The organism is Actinomadura sp. NTSP31 (assembly GCF_041951385.1).
Taxonomy (GTDB): Bacteria; Actinomycetota; Actinomycetes; order Streptosporangiales; family Streptosporangiaceae; genus Spirillospora; species Spirillospora napierensis.
Genome location: NZ_JBGNUT010000035.1, coordinates 79,840 through 100,128, shown reverse-complemented (window position 1 = coordinate 100,128; position 20,289 = coordinate 79,840). Strand labels below are relative to the sequence as shown.

General features: G+C 74.7%; 18 protein-coding genes. 11 read left to right on the top strand and 7 right to left on the bottom strand.

Translation table 11 applies throughout. From position 1 onward, the window contains the following. The 5 genes from ACA514_RS40615 to ACA514_RS40595 all read left to right on the top strand — a co-directional run bounded on the left by ACA514_RS40615 (position 1) and on the right by ACA514_RS40595 (position 7,576). Positions 1 to 987, top strand: coding sequence for a hypothetical protein (locus tag ACA514_RS40615; RefSeq protein WP_375046637.1), 987 nt, complete (start codon positions 1 to 3; stop codon positions 985 to 987). A gap of 55 nt (positions 988 to 1,042) precedes the next feature. Next, positions 1,043 to 2,800, top strand: coding sequence for a murein biosynthesis integral membrane protein MurJ (murJ, locus tag ACA514_RS40610; protein WP_375046636.1), 1,758 nt, complete (start codon positions 1,043 to 1,045; stop codon positions 2,798 to 2,800). Between the two features lie 73 nt (positions 2,801 to 2,873). Continuing rightward, entirely contained in the window at positions 2,874 to 4,049 is a 1,176-nt protein-coding gene (locus ACA514_RS40605) for a glycosyltransferase family 4 protein (protein ID WP_375046654.1), read from the top strand. A 234-nt stretch (positions 4,050 to 4,283) separates the two neighbouring features. Continuing rightward, complete coding sequence (locus ACA514_RS40600) at positions 4,284 to 5,300, top strand: TerC family protein (protein ID WP_375046635.1); 1,017 nt, start codon at positions 4,284 to 4,286, stop codon at positions 5,298 to 5,300. An 80-nt stretch (positions 5,301 to 5,380) separates the two neighbouring features. Then, positions 5,381 to 7,576, top strand: a complete 2,196-nt coding sequence (locus ACA514_RS40595; protein WP_375046634.1) for an acyl-CoA dehydrogenase — start codon at positions 5,381 to 5,383, stop codon at positions 7,574 to 7,576. 58 nt (positions 7,577 to 7,634) lie between these two features. Here the strand turns inward: ACA514_RS40595 and ACA514_RS40590 are convergent, their stop codons facing one another. Further along, entirely contained in the window at positions 7,635 to 7,982 is a 348-nt protein-coding gene (locus ACA514_RS40590; RefSeq protein ID WP_375046633.1) for a hypothetical protein, read from the bottom strand. A 140-nt stretch (positions 7,983 to 8,122) separates the two neighbouring features. On the opposite strand from ACA514_RS40590, the gene ACA514_RS40585 reads away from it, so the two are divergent. From ACA514_RS40585 to ACA514_RS40575, 3 genes are read left to right on the top strand one after another with little or no spacing between them, the layout of a single operon-like run. Further along, a complete protein-coding gene (locus ACA514_RS40585) occupies positions 8,123 to 8,584 on the top strand; it encodes a hypothetical protein (protein WP_375046632.1) in 462 nt (153 codons plus the stop codon). Further along, positions 8,581 to 9,489, top strand: a complete 909-nt coding sequence (locus ACA514_RS40580; protein ID WP_375046631.1) for an AAA family ATPase — start codon at positions 8,581 to 8,583, stop codon at positions 9,487 to 9,489. Before ACA514_RS40585 ends, ACA514_RS40580 begins: the two co-directional genes overlap by 4 nt. Before the next feature lie 4 nt (positions 9,490 to 9,493). Then, positions 9,494 to 10,891, top strand: a complete 1,398-nt coding sequence (locus ACA514_RS40575; RefSeq protein ID WP_375046630.1) for a VWA domain-containing protein — start codon at positions 9,494 to 9,496, stop codon at positions 10,889 to 10,891. Here the strand turns inward: ACA514_RS40575 and ACA514_RS40570 are convergent. Beyond that, entirely contained in the window at positions 10,888 to 12,270 is a 1,383-nt protein-coding gene (locus tag ACA514_RS40570; RefSeq protein WP_375046629.1) for an MFS transporter, read from the bottom strand. The genes ACA514_RS40575 and ACA514_RS40570 overlap by 4 nt on opposite strands. A gap of 98 nt (positions 12,271 to 12,368) precedes the next feature. On the opposite strand from ACA514_RS40570, the gene ACA514_RS40565 reads away from it, so the two are divergent. Further along, positions 12,369 to 12,863 (top strand): winged helix-turn-helix transcriptional regulator, encoded by a 495-nt coding sequence (locus tag ACA514_RS40565; RefSeq protein WP_375046628.1) that lies wholly within the window; start codon positions 12,369 to 12,371, stop codon positions 12,861 to 12,863. 102 nt (positions 12,864 to 12,965) lie between these two features. After that, entirely contained in the window at positions 12,966 to 14,558 is a 1,593-nt protein-coding gene (locus tag ACA514_RS40560; RefSeq protein WP_375046627.1) for an adenylate/guanylate cyclase domain-containing protein, read from the top strand. Here ACA514_RS40560 and ACA514_RS40555 read toward each other — a convergent pair. The 3 genes from ACA514_RS40555 to ACA514_RS40545 form a co-directional block, all read right to left on the bottom strand. Beyond that, entirely contained in the window at positions 14,555 to 15,271 is a 717-nt protein-coding gene (locus ACA514_RS40555; protein WP_375046626.1) for a hypothetical protein, read from the bottom strand. The two genes, ACA514_RS40560 and ACA514_RS40555, sit on opposite strands and share 4 nt — an antisense overlap. A gap of 209 nt (positions 15,272 to 15,480) precedes the next feature. Beyond that, complete coding sequence (locus tag ACA514_RS40550) at positions 15,481 to 16,113, bottom strand: MBL fold metallo-hydrolase (RefSeq protein WP_375046653.1); 633 nt, start codon at positions 16,111 to 16,113, stop codon at positions 15,481 to 15,483. Next, positions 16,110 to 17,195, bottom strand: coding sequence for an S-(hydroxymethyl)mycothiol dehydrogenase (locus ACA514_RS40545; RefSeq protein WP_375046625.1), 1,086 nt, complete (start codon positions 17,193 to 17,195; stop codon positions 16,110 to 16,112). The genes ACA514_RS40550 and ACA514_RS40545 overlap by 4 nt, the downstream gene beginning before the upstream one ends. Before the next feature lie 223 nt (positions 17,196 to 17,418). Between ACA514_RS40545 and ACA514_RS40540 the strand changes: the two genes are divergently transcribed. Beyond that, positions 17,419 to 18,672: an alpha/beta hydrolase family protein gene (locus ACA514_RS40540; RefSeq protein WP_375046624.1), complete on the top strand. Its 1,254-nt coding sequence runs from the start codon at positions 17,419 to 17,421 to the stop codon at positions 18,670 to 18,672. A gap of 43 nt (positions 18,673 to 18,715) precedes the next feature. Here the strand turns inward: ACA514_RS40540 and ACA514_RS40535 are convergent, their stop codons facing one another. Both ACA514_RS40535 and ACA514_RS40530 read right to left on the bottom strand, forming a co-directional pair. Next, positions 18,716 to 19,354: an ATP-binding protein gene (locus tag ACA514_RS40535; protein ID WP_375046623.1), complete on the bottom strand. Its 639-nt coding sequence runs from the start codon at positions 19,352 to 19,354 to the stop codon at positions 18,716 to 18,718. Between the two features lie 86 nt (positions 19,355 to 19,440). Beyond that, positions 19,441 to 20,106: an MBL fold metallo-hydrolase gene (locus tag ACA514_RS40530; protein WP_375046622.1), complete on the bottom strand. Its 666-nt coding sequence runs from the start codon at positions 20,104 to 20,106 to the stop codon at positions 19,441 to 19,443. Between the last annotated feature and the right edge of the window lie 183 nt (positions 20,107 to 20,289).

Sequence of the window (20,289 nt, the reverse complement as noted above, 5' to 3'; positions counted from 1 at the left end):
ATGAACCGACGCATCGCCTCGGGTTCGGCGAGGGGCGCGCGGCTGCTGGCCGGGGCGGGCCTCGGCGCCGTCGCGGCGCGCGCCGCGTACGTCGCGCTGACGCGGCGTCCGCCGGGCCTCAACGGCCTGCCGGGCGAGGAGGTGTGGGACCGCACCAACCACCGCGGCGAGCCGGTCACGCTGCTGGAAGGGCCCGCGTTCGTCGCGGGCGCCGCCGCGGCCGGGCTGCTGGCGCCCGGCGCCACCGGCCGGACCCGTGCCGCCGCGCTACTGGCCGGCGCCGCGTCCGGGATCCTCGGCGGCTACGACGACCTGGCGGGCTCGGCGTCCTCCCGCGGCTTCAAGGGGCACCTCGGGGCGCTCGCCCGCGGCGAGGTGACCAGCGGCGCGGTGAAGATCCTCGGCATCGGCGCGACCGGCCTGGCCGCCGCCGCGATCGCCGGCTCGCCGGCGCCGACGCGGCGCGGCCGCGCGTTCGACACCGTCGTGAACGGCGCGATCGTGGCGGGGAGCGCCAACCTCATGAACCTGTTCGACCTGCGGCCCGGGCGCGCCATCAAGGTCGGCGTCATCACCGGGACGCCGCTGGCGCTGGCCCGGCCGTCGTCCGCCGTGGTGGCCGCGCCGCTCGGCGCCGCCGCCGCGCTGCTGCCCGAGGACCTCGCCGAGCGGGCGATGCTCGGCGACACCGGCTCCAACGCGCTCGGCGCGCTGCTCGGCCTGGCCGCGACGCGGCTCGGCCGGCGCTCCCGGCTGGCCGTGCTGTCCGGGCTCGTCGCGCTGAACGCGGCCAGCGAGTTCGTCAGCTTCACCAAGGTCATCGCCGGCAACCCGGTGCTGAACCGGATCGACATGCTGGGCCGCCGCCCCGTCGCCGTCCCGGCGCCCGCCACCGCCGGCGAGCCGGACATGGAGGACGCGTTCCGGCCGCGGGTCCCCTCGCAGTCCGGCCCGGCCGGCGACGGCGTCGCGGCGGACCCCGCCTAGGACCGCGCCGGCCCCCCGGCCGACCCGGCAGCCTCTGGACACGTGCCCCTCGCCGATGCCCGCCAACACCCCGCCCCGCACCCCGCCGAGCGACCCGCCGGCCGGCGGCGGCCACCGCGATGACCGCGATGCGAGCGATGACCGCGATGAGAGCGAGGGCGGCGCCGTGACGCCGCCGTCCCGCGCGTCCGCGCTGCGCCGGCTGACCGGCGGGCTCGCCGGCGCGGCGGTCGTCATCGGCGTGATCACCGTGCTGGCGCGGCTCGCCGGGTTCGGCCGGACGTACTCCTTCTCCCAGACGGTCACCACCTCCTGCCTGAGCCAGGCGTACTTCAGCGCGACGCAGCTGCCCAGCAGCATCTACGAGATCGTGGCGGGCGGCGCGCTGGCGAGCATGGTCGTCCCGGTGCTGGCCGGGCCAGCCGAGCGCGGCGACCGCGCGGAGGTCCGCCGGATCGGGTCGGCGCTGTTGACCTGGGTCGTGCTGCTGATGCTGCCGCTGGCGGCGCTGATGGCGGGGCTGTCCCATCCGCTCATGGACCTGGCGGTGTCCGATCACCTGCAGGGGTGCTCGCGCGACGACGTCGTCCGCGTCGGCGGCGACATGCTGGCGATCCAGTCCGTGCAGATGGTGATGTACGGGGCGGCCGTCGTGCTGTACGGGCTGCTGCAGTCGCACCGCCGGTTCGTGGCGCCCGCGCTGGCGCCGCTGGTGTCCAGCCTGGTGGTGATCGGCGCGTACGTCGCCTACGCGCCGCTCGGCAAGGGCTTCGAGAACGACCTGACCGGGCTGCCGCGGACCGCCGAGCTGACGCTGTCGGTCGGCACGGCGCTCGGCGGCGTCGCGATGGCCGCGACCGCCGGGGTCGCCGCGTGGCGGCTGCGCCTGCGGCTGCGTCCGACGCTGCGGTTCCCGGACGGGGTGGCGCGGCGCGTGCGGCGGCTGGCGCTGGCGGGGATCGCGACCGTCGCGGCGCAGCAGCTGTCGACGCTGCTGATCGTCCGGCTCAGCTCGCGCGGCACCCGCGGCGCGCTCGCCAACTACCAGTACGCCTGGGCGATCTACCTGCTGCCCTGGGCGATCCTGGCGGTGCCGATCGCCACCAGCGCGTTCCCGACGCTGTCGGCGCGGATGAGCGCCGGGGAGCACGCCCGGTTCGACCAGGTCACCGCCGCCACCACCCGCGCGGTGATCCTGGTGTCGTGCGCCGGGGCCGCCGTCCTGGCGGCGGTCGCCGTGCCGGTGTCGGTGGTGTTCAACCCCGGCCACCCCGACCAGCAGGACGTGCTGGCGCGCGCGGTGCTCGCCTTCGCCCCCGGCCTGCTCGGGTACGGGCTGGTCGCGCACCTCGGCCGCGTCCTGTACGCCTGCCACCGCGGCCGGATGGGCGCGATCGCGGTCGTCGCGGGCTGGGTCGTGGTGGCGGTGGCCGACATCGTGCTCGTGCTGTGGGTCCTCGATCCGAAGTGGGTGGTGGCGGGCCTCGGCGCGGGCAACGCCGCCGGCATGACCGTGGCGGGGGCCCTGCTGGTCGGCACGCTGCTGCGCGCCCGGGGCGCCGGCGCCGTGCACGGGCTCGGGCGCGTGCTGGCCGCGGGGGTGCTCGGCGCCTGCGCGGGCGCCGCCGCCGGCTACGCGACGGCCGCGCTCCTCGGCGTCGGCGCGCCCGGCCTGTCCGGGCAGCTCCGCAACATCGGCACGGGGGCGCTGGCCGCGCTGGTCGCCGCCGCCGTGTTCCTGATCATCGCGTTCGTCGTCGACGGCCGGGACCTGCGGGCCGTCCTCACCCGGAAGGTCGCCCGCCGTGCCTGAAGAGACGAGCAGTTCCGAGAAGCCCGCCGCGACCGGCGCGCCGCCGGCGCCCGCCGGCCCCCGCCTGGACGGGGTGCGCGTCGCGCTCGTCCTCGGCACCAGCGCGGGCGGCGTCGGGCGGCACGTCCGGTCGCTCGCCGCGGGCCTGGCGGGTCGCGGCGCCCGCGTGCTGGTCTGCGGGCCCGCCGCGACCGAGGAGCTGTTCGGGTTCGGCGCGGCCGGCGTCCGCTTCGAGGAGGTGGACCTGGCCGACCGGCCTCGCCCGGTGAGCGACGCCCGGGCCGTCGCCCGGCTGCGGAGGCTGCTGCGCGGCGCCGACGTCGTGCACGCGCACGGGCTGCGGGCCGGCGCCCTCGCCGTCGCCGCCTGCGCGCGGGTCGCGCCGGGCCCGCTCCGCCTCTCGCGCGGCGGGCCGCCGCTGGTCGTCACGCTGCACAACGCGGTGATCGCCGGCGGCCGGACCGCCGCGATCTACGGGGCGCTGGAAAGGGTGGTCGCGCGCGGCGCGGCGCAGGTCCTGGGCGTGTCGCCGGACCTGGAGGAGCGGATGCGCTCGCTCGGCGCCCGCTCGGTGGGGCACGCGCTCGTCCCGGCGCCCGCGCCGCGCGCGCAGCCGGGCCCGGCCGTCCGCGCCGACCTGCGGGCGGAGCTGGGCGTGGGGGAGCGGCCGCTGATCCTCACCGTCGCCCGGCTCGCCGAGCAGAAGGGCCTGCCGACGCTGCTGGACGCGGCGCGCGGCTGGACCGGCCGGACCCCGCCGCCGCTGGTCGCGATCGCCGGGGACGGCCCGCTGGAGGAGGAGCTGCGCGCCCGGATCGAGGCCGAGGACCTGCCCGTCCGGCTGCTGGGCCGGCGCTCCGACGTGCCCGCGCTGCTGGCCGCCGCCGACGTCGCGGTGGTGCCGAGCGTGTGGGAGGGGCAGCCGCTGATCGTGCAGGAGATCCTGCGGGCCGGGCGCCCGCTGGTCGCCGCCCGCGTCGGCGGGATCCCCGGCATGGTCGGCGCCGGCGGCCGCCCGGCGGGGGGCGGGGCGCTGCTGCAGGGTCCGGAGAGCGAGGCGGCGCTGCTGGTCCCGTCCGGCGACGCCGACGCGCTCGCCCGCGCCGTCGGCCGGATCCTGGACGACCCGGCGCTCGCGGTGCGGCTCGGCGCGGCGGCCGCGCAGCGCGCCGCGCGGCTGCCCCGCGAGGACGACGCCGTCGACCAGCTCGCCGCCGTCTACCGGGAGCTGATCGCGACCGGGAGCTGATCGCGGCGCGTTAGATGCCGCGTCCGGCGGCCGGGTTCGCGGGAAGATCGAGAAATCTCGCGAACCGGGAACCAGGGGCCATGCCCCCGCGTTCAACAGAACAGGTGGAGGGGAGTATCCCCGCGCACGGGTGTCGTCAGCACGGCCGGTCCGCACCGGCCCGGTGCCCGTGGCCCTCGAGGTGAGGGCGGGAGAGACCTCCGGCGCTCTACTACGTCCGCCGGAGGTTTCACGTTGTCCGTCGCACCCTGGGTGTGGATCCTGACGCTCTCCGGGATTCTCGCCGTCATCGCCGCCGACCTGCTGGTCATCCACCGCAACGACACGCGGGAGTTCACCACCCGCAGGGCCGCCTTCTGGTCGGTCGTCTACATCGGCCTCGCCGTCCTGTTCGGGCTCGGCGTCTGGGTCTTCTCCGGAGGGCAGCACGCCGCGCAGTACTTCGGCGGCTTCGTCACCGAGAAGAGCCTCAGCGTCGACAACCTCTTCGTGTTCATGGTGATCCTGACGCGGTTCGCGGTGCCCCGGCACGCCCAGCACACCGTGCTGATGGCGGGCATCGTCATCGCGCTGGTGCTGCGCGGCGCGTTCATCGCGGTCGGCGCCGCCGCCATCTCCACCTTCACGTGGGTCTTCTTCATCTTCGGCGCGTTCCTGCTGTGGACGGCCTACGGGCTCGTGCGCGGCGGTGACGACGACGAGTTCAAGGAGAACGGGGTCCTGCGCTGGGCCAAGCGCGTCATCCCGACCTCCGACGAGTACGACGGCAACCGGTTCCTCACCAGGCGCGGCGGCCGCCGCATGGTCACCCCGCTGATGATCGTGATGATCGCGATCGGCTCCACCGACGTGCTGTTCGCGCTGGACTCCATTCCGGCGATCTTCGGGCTGACCACCGAGCCGTACCTGGTGTTCACCGCCAACGCGTTCGCGCTGATGGGCCTCGTCCAGCTGTACTTCCTGCTGGGCGGGCTGACCGACCGGCTGGTGTACCTCGGGCACGGGCTGGCGTTCATCCTCGGCTTCATCGGGGTCAAGCTGATCCTGCACGCGATGCACGAGTACGGTGTCGCCTGGGCGCCGGACGTGCCGATCTGGCTGTCGCTGGCCGTGATCGCCGGCACCCTGGCGGCCACCACCGTCGCCAGCCTCACGGTCGGGGCGCGGCCCAAGGGCGGGGCCGGCCGGGACGAGCCGGCGGGGGCGGTCGCGGGCGAGGATCCGCAGGCCCGGGAGTCCTCCGGCCGGTGAGAGCGGAATCACTTTCGCACCGGACCCGAATCCTGTTCTAGAATCGCTGTCGACAGCGTTCTGAGAGAGGGTTTCGACACATGGCCATCGGGCTGACCGAGGAGCACGAGGCGCTCGCCGATTCGGTGCGCGGTTTCGCCGAGCGCAACATCCCGGCGACGGCGGTCCGCGCCGCGCTGGACGCGGACGAGGAGACCCGGCCCGGGTTCTGGCCGGCCCTGGCCGAGCAGGGGCTGCTGGGCCTGCATCTGGACGAGGAGCACGGCGGGCAGGGCTACGGCCTGCTGGAGCTCTCGGTGGTGCTGGAGGAGCTGGGCCGGGCCGCGGCGCCCGGCCCGTTCCTGCCGACGGTGCTGGCGAGCGCGGTGATCGACGCGTCCAGCAACGCCAAGCTGCGCGCCGAGCTGCTGCCGGGCCTGGCCGACGGGACGAGGACCGGCGCGGTCGCCCTGTCCGGGGGCCTGACGGGCACCCGCGACGGCGACGCGCTCACGGTTTCCGGCTCGGCGGCGACGGTGCTGGGCGCGCTGCTCGCCGACGTGGTCGTCCTGCCGGTCACGGCGGGGGACGAGGAGCAGTGGGTCGCGGTCGACGCCGCCGACCTGAAGGTCACCGCGGTGGCGAGCCTGGACCGGGTCCGCCGGGTCGCCGCGGTCGAGGCCGACGGCGTGACCGTGGCGGCCGACCGGGTGCTGGACGGCCTCACCGCCGGCCGCGTCCGCGACCTGGCCGCGACGCTGTTCGGCGCCGAGGCGGCCGGACTGGCGGGCTGGCTGGTCGGCACGGCCGCCGAGTACGCCAAGGTGCGCGAGCAGTTCGGCCGTCCGATCGGGCAGTTCCAGGGCGTCAAGCACAAGGCCGCCCGGGCGCTGATCGCGCTGGAGCAGGCCCGCGCCGCCGCGTGGGACGCCGCGCGGGCGCTGGACGAGGGCACCGAGGAAGCCGGGTTCGCCGCCGCCGTCGCCGCGGTGATCGCGGGCGACGCGGGTGTGCAGACCGCCCGGGACGCGATCCAGATGCTCGGCGGCATCGGGTTCACCTGGGAGCACGACGCGCACATCTACCTGCGCCGCGCGCTGACCCTGCGGGCGCTGCTCGGTCCGGCCAAGGACTGGGCCGCCAAGGTCGCCGACCTGGCCCTGGCGGGCGGGCGCCGCGAGGTGGAGCTGGAGCTGGACGAGAGCGCCCAGCCGCTGCGCGAGCGGATCCGCGCCGAGGTGGCCGAGCTGGCCGCCGTCGAGGACAAGGACGCGCTCAAGGCGAAGATGGGCGACGAGGGCTGGACCGTGCCGCACTTCCCCAAGCCCTGGGGACGCGGCGCCGGCCCGGTCGAGCAGATCATCATCCAGCAGGAGCTGCGCGCCGCCAAGGTCAAGGCGCCGAACCTGGTGATCGGTGCCTGGCTGGTCCCGTCCCTGGTCCGCTACGGGTCCGAGGAGCAGAAGGAGCGGTTCCTGCGGCCGACGCTGCGCGGCCAGATGGTGTGGTGCCAGCTGTTCTCCGAGCCGGGCGCCGGTTCGGACCTGGCGTCGCTGTCGATGAAGGCCGAGCGCGTCGAGGGCGGCTGGAAGCTCACCGGCCAGAAGATCTGGACGTCGGTGGCGCAGCACGCGCAGTGGGGCTTCTGCATCGCCCGCACCGACCCGGACGCCCCCAAGCACGACGGCATCACCTACTTCCTGGTCGACATGAAGGCGCCGGGCGTGGACGTGCGTCCGCTGCGGGAGCTGACCGGTGACGCGCTGTTCAACGAGGTGTTCCTCGACGGGGTGTTCGTCCCGGACGACTGCGTGGTCGGCGAGGTCAACAAGGGGTGGCAGGTCGCCCGTAACACCCTGTCCAACGAGCGGGTGTCGCTGTCGACCGGCGGCGGGCTCGGCATGGGCGTGCCCGAGCTGCTGAACTTCTTCAAGGGCCGGACGCTGGACGCGGTCGCCGCCGCCGAGGTCGGCAAGCTCGTCGCGCAGGGCCAGTCGATCGACCTGCTGGGGCTGCGCACCACGCTCAAGCAGCTGAACGGCGTGGAGCCGGGCGCCGAGGCCAGCGTCCGCAAGCTGCTCGGCGTGCAGTTCAACCAGGACGTCGCCGACTACTGCTGGGCGGCGCAGGGCGAGGCGGCCGCGACCGAGACGCCGATGGCCGAGAGCGGGATCATCGCCCGGGCCATGCTGTTCAGCCGCGCGATGACGATCTACGGCGGCACCACCGAGGTGCAGCTGAACATCATCGGCGAGCGGCTGCTCGGCCTGCCCCGCGACCCCGAGCCGGGCAAGTGAGGACGTGCTGAGGAGGGCGGGCGGCCATCCGGCCGTCCGCCCGCTCGCGGCGGGACGGTCACGGCCGGCGGGACCGCAGGCCGTAGGCGACGTTGATCATGACGATCCCCGCCCACGCGAGCGACAGCCCGAGGCCGCCGGCGTTCACGACCGCGATCGCGCTGAGCGGGATGGCGGCCAGCAGCGACAGCACCGCCAGCAGCAGGCTGTGGTCGCCGGCCTCGCTCGTGCGGGGCGCCCTGGGGCGGCGCCGCGGGGCCGGGGACGCGGCGGCGCCCGCGTCGAGGACCTCCTCGATGCGGTCCACGACCGTCTCGATGAAGGCCGCGTCGTAGTCGGGGCCGAGCTCGCGGCGGGCCGCAAGTGCCGCGGTGAGGTCCTCGCGCGGCAGTCGTCGGGTCGTCATGGTTCGGTTATAGGCGTGCCGGCGCCCGTGCCGCCTCACCCCTCGGTGCCAACCGGCGGGTACCCCGCAGGGATGAGCGGGGGCGGGGGCGCACGCGCCGGTAAACTGCCGGTTTCGTCCGCGAATCGTCGGAGGTTCCTGTGACCGTGCGGGCCCGCTCGACCGTCCTGGCGGCCGGTGCCGCCGCCACCGCGCTCGTCCTCGCCGGGTGCGGGGGCGGGACGGAGACGGGCGACGCGGGGGCGAGCGCCGCCCCGAGCGCGTCCCCGCCGCTGGAGCCGATCCCCGCGATCAAGACCGCGGACGTCAAGCCGCTCGTCGGCCGCTGGGTCGGCCCCGCCGCGGACTACTTCCAGTTCAAGGCGGACGGCACCGGTGTGTGGGTGAAGAACGGGAAGAGGCTGTGGAGCGGGACGGCGATCCCCGAGGGCGGCGGTGCGTACCGGTTCTCCTGGCAGGGCGGCGATCCGAAGGCCGCGTCCTACTGGGGCGTGTCCCTGACCGGGAAGAGCACCGAGCTCGTCTTCGCCGGGACGAGCCAGAAGTACACCAAGGCGGCCGCGCAGAAGGGCAAGACCGCCGGACACGAGGGCAAGGGATGACCGAGACCATCGAGAACGCCGGGAGTCCGGAGAGCGCGGGGGACGGCGCGTTCGCCTCGCCCGCCGACGTCGAGCGCAGGCTGGGCGAGGCCCGCTACCTCGCCGACGAGGCGATCGCCACGACGGTGTTCCTCGCCCAGGCGCTCGGCAAGCCGCTGCTCGTCGAGGGACCGGCCGGGGTCGGCAAGACGGAGCTGGCCAAGGCCGTCGCCGCCGCCACGGACGCCGAACTGATCCGGCTGCAGTGCTACGAGGGCCTGGACGAGGCCCGCGCGCTCTACGAGTTCAACTACAAGAAGCAGCTCCTCGCCATCCAGGCCGCCCCGTCGGACCGGGCATGGCAGGAGACCCACGACGACATCTTCTCCGAGGAGTTCCTGTTGGAGCGGCCGCTGCTGGCGGCGATCCGGCGGAGCACCCCGACCGTCCTGCTGATCGACGAGGCGGACAAGGCCGACGTCGAGGTCGAGGGCATGCTGCTGGAGATCCTCTCGGACTTCCAGGTCACGATCCCCGAGCTCGGCACCGTCAGCGCCGTCCGCCGCCCGTTCGTGCTGATCACCTCGAACGCGGCGCGGGAGCTGTCGGAGGCGCTCAAGCGCCGCTGCCTCTACCTGCACCTGGACTACCCGGCGCCGGAACGGGAACGTGACATCGTCCTCGCCCAGGTGCCGGGCGTGGAGGCGGAGCTGGCCGAGCAGCTCGTCCGGACGGTCGGGACGCTGCGCGCGCTGGAGATCAAGAAGGCGCCGTCGATCGCCGAGACCGTCGACTGGGCCCGCACCCTGCTCGCGCTCGGCCTGGACGCGCTGGACGAGGCGGCCGTCGCGCGCACGCTCGGCGTCGTCCTCAAGCACGCCTCCGACCAGGAGCGCGCCGTCAAGGAACTGGGCCTGAGGGGCTGATCGGGTGGCCTCGCTCGTCGACCGGCACACCGGGTTCGTCGCCGCGCTGCGGGAGGCCGGGCTGCCGGTGTCGGTCGCCGAGGGCCTGGACGCGGTCCGCGCGATGCAGGTCGTCGACCTGCTGGACCGCGACTCGCTGCGCGCCGCGTACGCGGCCACGGTGGTGAAGCGGCCGCAGCACCGCCCGACCTTCGACACGCTCTTCGACCTGTGGTTTCCCGCCGCGATCGGCGACGGCGCCGGGGCCCCGGCCGGGCGGGACCGTCCCGCGCGGACGCTCGGCGCCGACGGCAACCCCGTCCCGCCCGCCCTCGATCCCGAGGTGCAGCGGCGGCGCGAGGAGCTGATGGAGCTGTTCCTTTCCGGTGACGACGCGGCGCTGCGGCAGTTCGCCCGGACGGCCGTCGCCGAGTACGGGCGCACCCCCGGCCAGGAGTCGTGGTTCTCGTCCGGCGTCCTGCGCGCGCTGTCGCCAGAGACGCTGATGGCCGGGCTGCTCAACGCCGTGCTCACCGGGCAGGAGCGCGGCGGGATGGCCGAGCGCGTCGCGCGCCGCACGTTCCGCGACCGGATCGCCCGGTTCGAGGACCTCGTCGCGAGCGAGGTGCGCCGCCGCATCGCCGAGGACACCGGCGTCCAGCGGACCGCGCGCCTCGCCGTCCGGCCGCCGCTGGAGCGACTCGACTTCGCCAGCGCGAACCGCGCCGACCTGGCGGCGCTGCGCCGCGAGGTGTACCCGCTGGCGCGCAAGCTCGCGTCCAGGCTCGTCCAGAAGCAGCGGCACGGCAAGCGCGGCCGGCTCGACTTCCGCCGGACGGTCCGGGCGTCGCTGGCCAGCGGGGGAGTGCCGCTGACCACCCACTACCGGCCGCGCCGCCCGCACAAGCCCGAGCTGGTCGTGCTGTGCGACGCCAGCGACTCGGTGTCGGCGTTCGCGCACTTCACGCTGCTGCTGACGTTCGCGCTGCGCGAGCAGTTCAGCAAGGTCCGCGCGTTCGCGTTCATCGACGCCACCGACGAGATCACCAAGTACTTCGCGCCCGGCGCGGACGTCACCGACGCGATGACGCGGATGGCCGCCGAGGCCGACCTCGTCTGGATCACCGGCCGCTCCAACTACGGCCACGCGATCAAGGTCTTCGACGACAGGTACGGCGACGCCATCACGCCCAAGACGTCGCTGCTGATCCTCGGCGACGCCCGCTCCAACTACGGCGAGCTGTCGCTGCCGATCCTGCGGTCCATGGCCGACCGGGCCCGGCACGCCTACTGGCTGAACCCCGAGCCGCGCCGCCTGTGGGACACCGGCGACTCCGCCGCGTCCCGCTACGGCGACCTCGTCCCGATGTTCGAGTGCCGCAACCTGACCCAGCTCGCCGCCTTCATCGAGGAACTCGCCTAACGCTCACGGATGGCGAGGGCCAGAACGGCGCCGGCGAGCGCGACGCCGGCGGAGACGAGCATCGCGATGTCCGTGCCGTGGGCGAGGGCGGCCGGGCCCTCGCCGGAGCCCGTGGCGATCGCGCCGACGACCGCGACCCCGATGGACGCGCCGATGTAGCGGGCCGTGTTGTTGGCGCCCGAGCCCATGCTCGCCCGGTCGGCGGGCACGCTCTCCACGGCCAGCCGCGCGAGCATCGCGTTCGCCAGCCCGCTGCCGATCCCCGACACGGCGAGGCCGGGGACGAGCCGCCACCAGTGCGCGTCCGGCGCCAGCCCGAGCATCGCGAACTCGCCTACGGCGCTGAGCGCCAGCCCGGCGCCGAGCAGCCGCCCTGCGGGCAGGCGGGCCGGGAGCCGCCGCGCCTGCAACGCCGACACGAACGACAGCCCCGACCAGATCGCCAGCACCAGCGCGGACGCCACCGGCGACAGCCCGAGCACCAGCGTCATCACCGTCGCCAGGTAGCTCATGATCCCGATCACGGCGAGGCCGGTGACCAGCGCCCCGGAGATCGACAGCAGGAACGCGGGGCGCCGGAACAGCGCGAGGTCGAGCATCGGCTCGCGGCGCCGCGCCTCGACCGCGGCGAACGCGGCCAGCAGCACGGCCGCCGCGCCGAACAGCATCAGCACGCCCGGACGCGTCCAGCCGGCGCGCCCCCACGTGATCGCCGCGACCAGCGCCGCCACGCCCAGGCCCAGGGTGACCAGCCCGGGCACGTCCAGGCCGCGCGGACGGTCCGCCCGGGACTCGCCGAGCACCCGCACGGCGACCGCGCCGAGCACGGCCGACGCGACGGCCGCGACCCAGTACCACGCCCGCCAGCCGGCCACCGACGTCAGCTCGGCCGCCGCGATCGGCCCGAGGGCGATGCCGAGGCCGAGCATCGCGCCCCACACGCCGGTCGCGTGGGCGCGGCGCGGGCCCGGCGGGAACGCCGCCGCGATGATCCCGAGTCCCGTCGCCAGCAGCGCGGCGCTCGCCGCGCCCTGCACGATCCGGCCCGCGACGAAGACCCCGGTCGTCGGCGCGACCGCGCAGGCCGCGCTGGACGCGGTGAGGACGGCCGCGCCGATGGCGAACATCCTGCGGCGGCCGTGGTCGTCGGCCAGGCTCCCGGTCACCAGCAGCGCCGCGGCCAGCCCCAGGCTGATCGACGACATCAGCCAGATCCGCGCCGTCGCGCCCGCCTCCAGGCCGCGCGCCGTCTCGGTGAGCGTCGCCATCGGCGCGGTGTAGTTCATCAGTGCCAGCAGCGTCGCGGCGGCCGGCAGCGCCAGCGCGGCGGCGGAGCCCGCCGGGAGCCGCCCCGCACGCGGTGTCGCCAGAGTCGTCATGCGGCCTTCTCCTCAGAAGTTCAGTCAATGAACTCGAATGGGGAGACGGTAGCACGTACGGTTCGTTCAGTGAACCGGCGGGGCGCTACTGTGGGGCCATGGCACTCGGCAAGGACTACGCGGCCCAGGACTGCTCGCTGGCCCGCGCGCTGGAGGTCGTCGGCGAGCGGTGGACGCTGCTGATCGTCCGGGACGCCTTCTACGGCGTCCGCCGGTTCAGCGACTTCCTCGCCCATCTGGACGTCCCGCGCGCGGTGCTGTCCGCGCGCCTCCAGTCGCTCGTCGAGTCCGGCGTCCTCGCCAAGGACGGCCACGACTACGTGCTGACGGACATGGGCAAGGAGCTGTGGCCCGTCGTGCACACGCTGGCCCGCTGGGGCGAGGAGCACCTGTCGGCCGAACCGTGCCGGCTGTTCGTGCACGCGGGCTGCGGCGGCCGCTTCGGCATCGACGGCACCTGCGCCGCCTGCGACCGCCGGATCCCGCTGGAGGACGTGGAGATGCACGCCGGCCCCGGCGCCCGCCACCGCGACGACCCCGTCAGCCGCCTGCTCCGCACCCCCCACCGGCTTCTGGAGCCAATCAGGCCGTGACCACCCGGTCGATTTTCCGTACCGGAGTGAGCAGGGCCCCCGCGAAGTGACGCGGACGGGGGCGGAGAGCGAGGTCGCCCGCAGCGGATACCCTGCACGCTCATGGAGACCGATGTGGCGAGCCCGGCCCCGCGGGCCAGGCGTGCCCTGCTCGGCCCCCTGTGGCGGCTGATCGACGGACGGCCGGGCGACTCGCGCGCCGTCATCGCGCGCCGCGCCAGGATCCTCGTCACGATCGCCACCGGCCTCGCCAACCTCGGCGGCGCGCTGGTCGTGCTGGCCTTCGCGGTCGTGGTGCCCGACCCGGTCGGGAACGTCTCCGACCGGCTGCGGACGATCAACCTCGCGGTGTTCACCGCCTACGTCGTCGCGGCGGTGCCCGTCGGGCTCGTCCTCGGCGAGCGGTTCTTCCGGCGCGTCCGGCGGCTGGCCGAGCGGCACGACGAGCCGGACCGGCACGAGCGGTCGCTGCTGCTGTACGGGCCGCTGCGGCTGATGGCGCTGCACCTGACGCTGTGGGGGATCGGCACCGTCGGCTGGGTGGTGATCAACGCCCCGTTCTCCGTGCTGCTGGCCGTCAAGCTCGGCCTCACCAGCCTGCTCGGCGGCCTGACCACCTGCACCATCGTCTACCTGCTGACCGAGCGGCTGCTGCGGCGGGCGGTGACGACCGCGCTGCGCAGCCAGGTGCCGCGCCGCACCGGGCTGCCCGGCGTGGTGGCCCGCTCGGTGCTGGCCTGGGGGTTCGGCACGGCGGTGCCGATCCTCGGCCTGATCACCCTGGCGGTCGGCTCGTTCGTGATCGCGAAGATCACCGTGCGGGACTTCGCGCTGGCGGTCCTCGCGCTCGGCGGCACCGCGCTGGTCATCGGCCTCGCCGTCACCTACGGCGCGGCCCGCGCGATCGCCGACCCGGTCGAGTCGGTGCGGCTCGGGCTGGCCCGGGTCGAGCGCGGCGACCTGGACGTCGAGGTCCCCGTCTACGACGCCAGCGAGGTCGGGCTGCTGCAGGCCGGGTTCAACCACATGGCGGCCGGGCTGCGCGAGCACGCCCGGCTGCAGGACCTGTTCGGCCGGCAGGTCGGCGAGGACGTCGCGCGCGTCGCGCTGGAGCGCGGCATCGACCTCGGCGGCGAGACCCGCGAGGTCGCGGTGATCTTCGTGGACATCGTCGGCTCCACCCGGCTCGCCGCCGACCGGCCGCCCGCCGATGTCGTCCGGCTGCTGAACGAGTTCTTCGCCGTGGTGGTGAAGGTGGTCGGCGCGCACGGCGGCTGGATCAACAAGTTCGAGGGGGACGCCGCGCTCGCCGTCTTCGGCGCCCCGCTCGCGCTGGACGGCGCGCCCGGCCGCGCCCTGGCCGCCGCCCGCGAGCTGGCCCGGCGGCTCCGCGACGAGGTGCCGGAGCTGAGCGCGGGTGTCGGGGTGTCCGCGGGCGAGGCCGTCGCCGGGCACATCGGCGCCGAGGAGCGGTTCGAGTACACCGTGATCGGCGACCCGGTGAACGAGGCGGCCCGGCTGACCGACCTCGCCAAGACCACCGAGGAGCGCGTCCTCGCGTCCGGCTCCCTGGTCGCCATGGCGGATCCCGACGAGGCGGCGCAATGGGAGCTCGGCGAGGAGATCACGCTGCGGGGCCGCACCCGGGCGACTCGGCTCGCCGCGCCGCGCCACCTCGATGGCGAGCCGGGCTAGGACGGCCCCAGCGTGGCGCCGCTCAGCGTCGTGTAGAACGGCGAGTCGGCGAACCCGGTCCCGGTCTCCTCGCCGATGTAGACGTCGGCGTGGTTCTGGCCGCCGTAGCCGGGACGGAACAGGTCGGTGACGGTCCAGCGCGCCTTCCGGAACGCCGCGCACACCTTCGCCTCGATGCGGTGGCCGTTGCCGTCCCGGCCGCAGTCGACGATCGCGAACCGCTGCCCGCGCGCCAGCACCGACCGGTCGGCCGCGGCGGACGTCCAGGGCCGCAGCGGGCGGCCCGCCGAATCGCGGGTCGTGTCGTCCAGCCAGTACCCGACGCTGTGCGACCAGTTCAGGTAGCGGCCGCGTTGCGGTCCGGAGGTGATGCGCCCGCCGCCCTCCTCCTGAATGATCGCGAGGAACTCCTCCGGATAGGAGCCGAGTGGTGTCCTCCCGTGCGAGCAGTGCAGCCGGGGGCAGCCCTTGACCGCCTTCCGCTTGCCGCCGTGCAGGCTTTCGACCGCCGTGTAGTACGTGGTGATCCGCCAGGCGCCGGGTCTGCCGAGCGGCCGGACCTTGTCGGCCTGCGGCGAGGCGGCGAGGGAGGACGCGGCCGCCGTCGGCGGCGGGACGTCCAGCGCGCCCGCCGGGCTCCCGGCGGCCCGGCCGCAGCCGGCCACGGCGCCGCACAGCGCCAGTGCGACGGCGAGCGATGCCCTCGGCCGCATCGGCGCCCTCCTCAGGTCCGGTCCGCGCCGGTGCGCTCCGGTTCGTCCGCCACGGGGACACTACCTCGGCGCCGGCCGCCGGGCGGCCCGGCAGCGAGAATCCGGCCGGGAGCAGGACGCCCGCCGCGGCCACCGTCTTCCAGAACGCCGTCCCTAACGCACCGGCCGGCGCTCCCGTTGTGGGGGCGCCGGCTTGGCCGTGGGCGGGATCAGTGGCCTCGGGCGATCCATTCGTCGAGGTGCGGGGCCTCGGCCCCGACGGAGGTGGAGTCGCCGTGGCCGGTGCGGACGACCGTGTCCGGCGGGAGCGTCAGCAGCCGCTCGCGGATCGAGGCGATGATCGTCGGGAAGTCGGAGAACGACCGGCCGGTCGCGCCCGGGCCGCCGTTGAACAGCGTGTCGCCGGAGAAGACGGTGCCGAGGTCCGGCGCGTGCAGGCAGACGGCGCCGGGACTGTGGCCCGGCGTGTGCAGGACGGTCAGGCCGGTGCCCGCGACAGTGATGACCTGGCCGTCCGACAGCTCGCCGTCCGGGTCTTTGCCCGGGTGCTTCTGCTTCCACAGCATCAGGTCGTCCGGGTGCAGCAGGACGGGCGCGCCGGTGCGGGCGGCGAGGGCGGGGGCAGCGTCGATGTGGTCGTCGTGGCCGTGCGTGGACACGATCGCCACCAGCCGCCGGTCGCCGACGGCCGCCGCGATCGCGTCGGCGTCGTGCGCGGCGTCGATGACGATCGCCTCGGTGTCGTCGCCGACGATCCAGACGTTGTTGTCGACCTCCCACGTCCCGCCGTCCAGGGAGAACGTCCCGGAGGTGACGATGTGGTCGATCCGGGCCGCCATCAGAAGACCACCACCGAGCGCAGGACGTCGCCGTGGTGCATCTTGTCGAAGGCGGCTTCGACGGCGTCCAGTTCGATGGTCTCGGATACGAAGGCGTCCAGGTCGAGGCGGTCTTGCAGGTACAGGTCGATGAGCATGGGGAAGTCGCGGGAGGGCAGGCAGTCGCCGTACCAGGACGACTTGAGCGACCCGCCGCGCCCGAAGACGTCCAGCAGCGGCAGCTCCAGCGTCATCTCCGGGGTCGGGACGCCGACCAGCACGACGGTGCCGGCCAGGTCGCGGGCGTAGAAGGCCTGCTGGTAGGTCTCCGGGCGGCCGACCGCGTCGATCACCACGTCCGCGCCGAACCCGCCGGTCAGCTCCTGCACCGCCGCCACCACATCAGCGCCCTTGGCGTGGATGGTGTGAGTCGCGCCGAGCGAGGACGCGGTGGCCAGCTTGCGCTCGTCCAGGTCGATCGCGATGATCTTCGCCGCGCCCGCCAGCCGCGCGCCCAGCACCGCCGCCGCGCCGACCCCGCCGCAGCCGATCACCGCCACCGAGTCACCGCGCCCCACATTCCCGGTGTTGATCGCCGCGCCCAGACCCGCCATCACGCCGCAGCCCAGCAGCCCCGCGACTTCCGGCTTGGCGGCCGGGTCGACCTTGGTGCACTGCCCGGCCGCCACCAGGGTCTTGTCGGCGAACGCCCCGATGCCCAACGCCGGCGACAGTTCGGTGCCGTCGGCCAGGGTCATCTTCTGGGCGGCGTTGTGGGTGTTGAAGCAGTACCACGGACGGCCGCGCAGACACGCCCGGCACTGCCCGCACACCGCACGCCAGTTCAACACCACGAAATCGCCCGGCGCCACCTCGGTGACACCCTCACCGACCGACTCCACCACACCCGCGGCCTCATGCCCGAGCAGGAACGGGAACTCATCATTGATCCCACCCTCGCGGTAATGCAGATCGGTATGACACACCCCGCACGCCTGCACCTGCACAACCGCCTCACCCGGACCCGGATCGGGAACGATGATCGTCTCGATCCGCACCGGCTCGCCCCGGCCGGGTGCGACGACCCCGCGTACCTGCTGCGCCATGCTGCCGCCTCTCGTCGTGTTCCGTCCTTGATCCGACCCTATAGACCGCGGCCACGGCCTCCCCCCATGGCTTCTGCCGGCCGGAAGATCCGGGGCGCCCTCTCGCGGGGGAGGTCGCCGCCCCCTGAGGTACCGGATTCCAGATCACCATCCGGCGCGATGCCCGCCCGGGTGCGCCGGCCGGAGGCTGGGGGCGTCCGCCACCGACCGAAAGAGGACGCCCATGACACGCCGCCTGAAGATCGCCGCGGCCGGAGCCGCCGGTGCCGCGATCATCGCCGCCGGCGCCGCCCCCGCCCTGGCCGGCGAGGGGATGAGGGACCGCCCGGCGGCGGCGCACGAGCACGCCGCCCGCGGGCAGCTGGTCTCCGTGCGCCACCTGGGCGCGAAGTCCGCCGGCGAGGTGCGCGCCTGGCTGGCGACCGAGGGCTTCGACGCCTCCTCCGTCCGCTACGGCGTCGACTCGTACCGTCTCGTCTACCGGACGGTCGACGCGCGCGGCCGGGCGACGGTCGCCAGCGGCCTGTTCGTGCTCCCGCGCAACGGCGCCCGTCAGCTCCGCACGGTGTCGTACACGCACGGCACCACCAGCTACAAGGCCGATGCGCCCTCGATGGCGCAGGACGTGTGGGGCCCCGGCCCGGCCGTCACCTACGGTTCCGCCGGATTCGCCGCCGTGGCGCCCGACTACCTCGGCCTCGGCGAGGGGCCGGGCGTGCACCCGTGGAAGGACGTGCCGACCGAGACGTCCGCGTCGCTGGACATGCTCCGCGCAGCCCGGCAGTTCGCTCTGCGCGAGCACCGGGCGTTGGACGGTCAGGTGCTCGTCACCGGGTTCTCGCAGGGGGCCTCGTCCGCGCTGGGGCTCGCCCGAGCCCTGCAGGAAGGCGCCGACCCGCATTTCCGCCTCCGTGCGGTCGCCCCGATCAGCGGCGGGTACGACTTCCGCGGCGCGGAACTGCCCGCCCTGCTGGACGGTGGGATCGACCCGAAGATGTCGGTCGCCTACGTCTCGTACCTGCTCACCTCCTGGAACCGCATCCACGGGGGCATCTACGAGGAGCCGTCCGAGCTGTTCCGGGAACCGTACGCGAGCCATGTCGAGAAGTACTTCGACGGCACCACACCCGGCGAGGTCATGCTGAAGGGCCTGCCCGGCACTCTGAACGAACTCCTCACCCCGCGCGGTTTCGCGGTGCTGCGCCACCCGTCCGGCACGTTCGCCGAGGCCCTGCGCGTGGACGGGGAGGTCTGCACGGCCTGGACGCCGCGCGTCCCGCTCCGGCTCTACAAGATCACCAATGACGACCAGGCGGTGACCGCGAACACCGACCATTGCGCCGCCGCGTTCCGCGCGCGCGGCGTCGACGCTCCGGTCATCGACGTCGGCGACCAGACCTACGGCGGTTCCCGGCACCTGGGGTCGAACCTGGCGGGCACGGCCATGGTCGTCCGATGGTTCGCGGGCCTGCGCTGACCGGGCGCGCTCTCTGGACGGCAGCGCCCTTCGGACGGCCGCGCTAATCGAAGCGGATCGTCGTGAGCTTGTCGGCGGCCTCCCGGTCCAGCACCGTGACCCCGTCGGCCGGCGGGAGGGCGCCGCCGCGGGCGCGTTCGATGAGCGGCGCCCAGCGGCGGCAGTGCCGGGCGAACGTGACGCCGGTGACGGCCCGGCCGCGCGCGAACTGCCCGGCGCGGGCGGTGGCCGGGTCCACGTCGATGAGGATCAGGTGCAGCCGCCCGCCCCGGCGGCGCGCCAGCCAGGCGAAGCAGTGCAGGATGTGCGGCCACGTCCCGCGCGTGTGGGCCACGACCCCGTGCCCCGCCAGGATCGCGCGCCCGATCCGCCACACGTGGGTGACGTGGACGAGCGGGGTGCGCAGCCGCACCGGCAGCGGGCGCAGGAAGCGCGCCCACCAGTTGCGGGACTGCCGCGAGTCGATGATCCGGACGTCGCCGACGGGCACTGGCGCGGTCTCCTCGCCGCTCAGCCCGTACAGCCGGTTCAGCAGGGTGCTCTTGCCCGCCCCCGGCAGTCCGGCGAGCAGGACCAGCGACCCCGGCGGGTAGCGCAGGGCGGGCCCCGGGTCGGTGTCGTCGATGATGCGCTCCTGGTCTCGGCCCCGAGTCGGTGCGGATGTGGTCGTCAAAACGAACACTCCGCACCGCTGGTTCCGGCGGGCCGGAGCACCGGGCGGCACAGCGGACGATCGGCGGGCGTCGGGCGGGCGTCGGGCGGGCCCGGTCACCAGCCCCGCGAGCGCCATTCCGGCAGCGAGGGGCGCTCCCGGCCGAGCGTGGAGTCCTTGCCGTGGCCCGGGTAGAACCAGGTGGCGTCCGGGAGCCGGCCGAAGACCCGCTCCTCCACGTCCGCGAACAGCTGCTTGAACAGCGTCGGGTCGCCCCAGGTGTTGCCGACGCCGCCCGGGAACAGGCTGTCGCCGGTGAACAGGTGCGGGCGGTCGGCCAGCTCGCCGCCCGCGTCGTACAGCAGCGCGATCGAGCCGGGCGTGTGGCCGCGCAGGTGGATGACTTCAAGCGTCGCGCGCCCGACGCGGACGGTGTCGCCGTGCTCGACGGGCTCGGCGACCGGCTCGGGCAGCGGCTCGGCGTCGTGCGGGTGCGCGACGACCGGCGCGCCGGTGGCCCGGGCGACCTCGGTCAGCGCCATCCAGTGGTCCTGGTGGCGGTGCGTGGTGACGATCCGCGCGAGCGGCCCGTCGCCGATCAGCTCCAGCAGCCGCGGCCCCTCGTTGGCCGCGTCGACGAGCAGCTGCTCGCCGGTCGCGGTGCAGCGCAGGATGTAGGCGTTGTTGTCGTACGGCCCGACCGCCACCTTGGTGACCGTCAGGCCCGGTAGTTCCCGGACGTCGGGCCGGCCGCCGGCCTCGACGTTCCCCGTGTAGGTCATGGGCGAGTCCTCCCATCGGCAGTACGCGCCGTCGGTGGTGCGTCCCCGTCAGTGGTGCGCCCCCGTCAGTGGTGCGCGGGGACCATCCTCCACCATCGCCCGCCGCCGCGGGCGACCGGGCGGAATGAGTCACGGGACTCAGCCGTACCGTGCATCCGGCGGCGGACGTTTCCGCCTTGCCGT

Excerpts from the sequence above, each read along its gene's own strand:
- ACA514_RS40555 (WP_375046626.1), bottom strand. The coding sequence starts at position 15,271 with ATGCGGCCGAGGGCATCGCTCGCCGTCGCACTGGCGCTGTGCGGCGCC.
- ACA514_RS40570 (WP_375046629.1), bottom strand. The coding sequence starts at position 12,270 with ATGACGACTCTGGCGACACCGCGTGCGGGGCGGCTCCCGGCGGGCTCC.
- ACA514_RS40560 (WP_375046627.1), top strand. The coding sequence starts at position 12,966 with ATGGAGACCGATGTGGCGAGCCCGGCCCCGCGGGCCAGGCGTGCCCTG.
- ACA514_RS40580 (WP_375046631.1), top strand. The coding sequence starts at position 8,581 with ATGACCGAGACCATCGAGAACGCCGGGAGTCCGGAGAGCGCGGGGGAC.
- murJ (WP_375046636.1), top strand. The coding sequence starts at position 1,043 with ATGCCCGCCAACACCCCGCCCCGCACCCCGCCGAGCGACCCGCCGGCC.
- ACA514_RS40545 (WP_375046625.1), bottom strand. The coding sequence starts at position 17,195 with ATGGCGCAGCAGGTACGCGGGGTCGTCGCACCCGGCCGGGGCGAGCCG.
- ACA514_RS40530 (WP_375046622.1), bottom strand. The coding sequence starts at position 20,106 with ATGACCTACACGGGGAACGTCGAGGCCGGCGGCCGGCCCGACGTCCGG.
- ACA514_RS40615 (WP_375046637.1), top strand. The coding sequence starts at position 1 with ATGAACCGACGCATCGCCTCGGGTTCGGCGAGGGGCGCGCGGCTGCTG.
- ACA514_RS40540 (WP_375046624.1), top strand. The coding sequence starts at position 17,419 with ATGACACGCCGCCTGAAGATCGCCGCGGCCGGAGCCGCCGGTGCCGCG.
- ACA514_RS40565 (WP_375046628.1), top strand. The coding sequence starts at position 12,369 with ATGGCACTCGGCAAGGACTACGCGGCCCAGGACTGCTCGCTGGCCCGC.
- ACA514_RS40590 (WP_375046633.1), bottom strand. The coding sequence starts at position 7,982 with ATGACGACCCGACGACTGCCGCGCGAGGACCTCACCGCGGCACTTGCG.
- ACA514_RS40595 (WP_375046634.1), top strand. The coding sequence starts at position 5,381 with ATGGCCATCGGGCTGACCGAGGAGCACGAGGCGCTCGCCGATTCGGTG.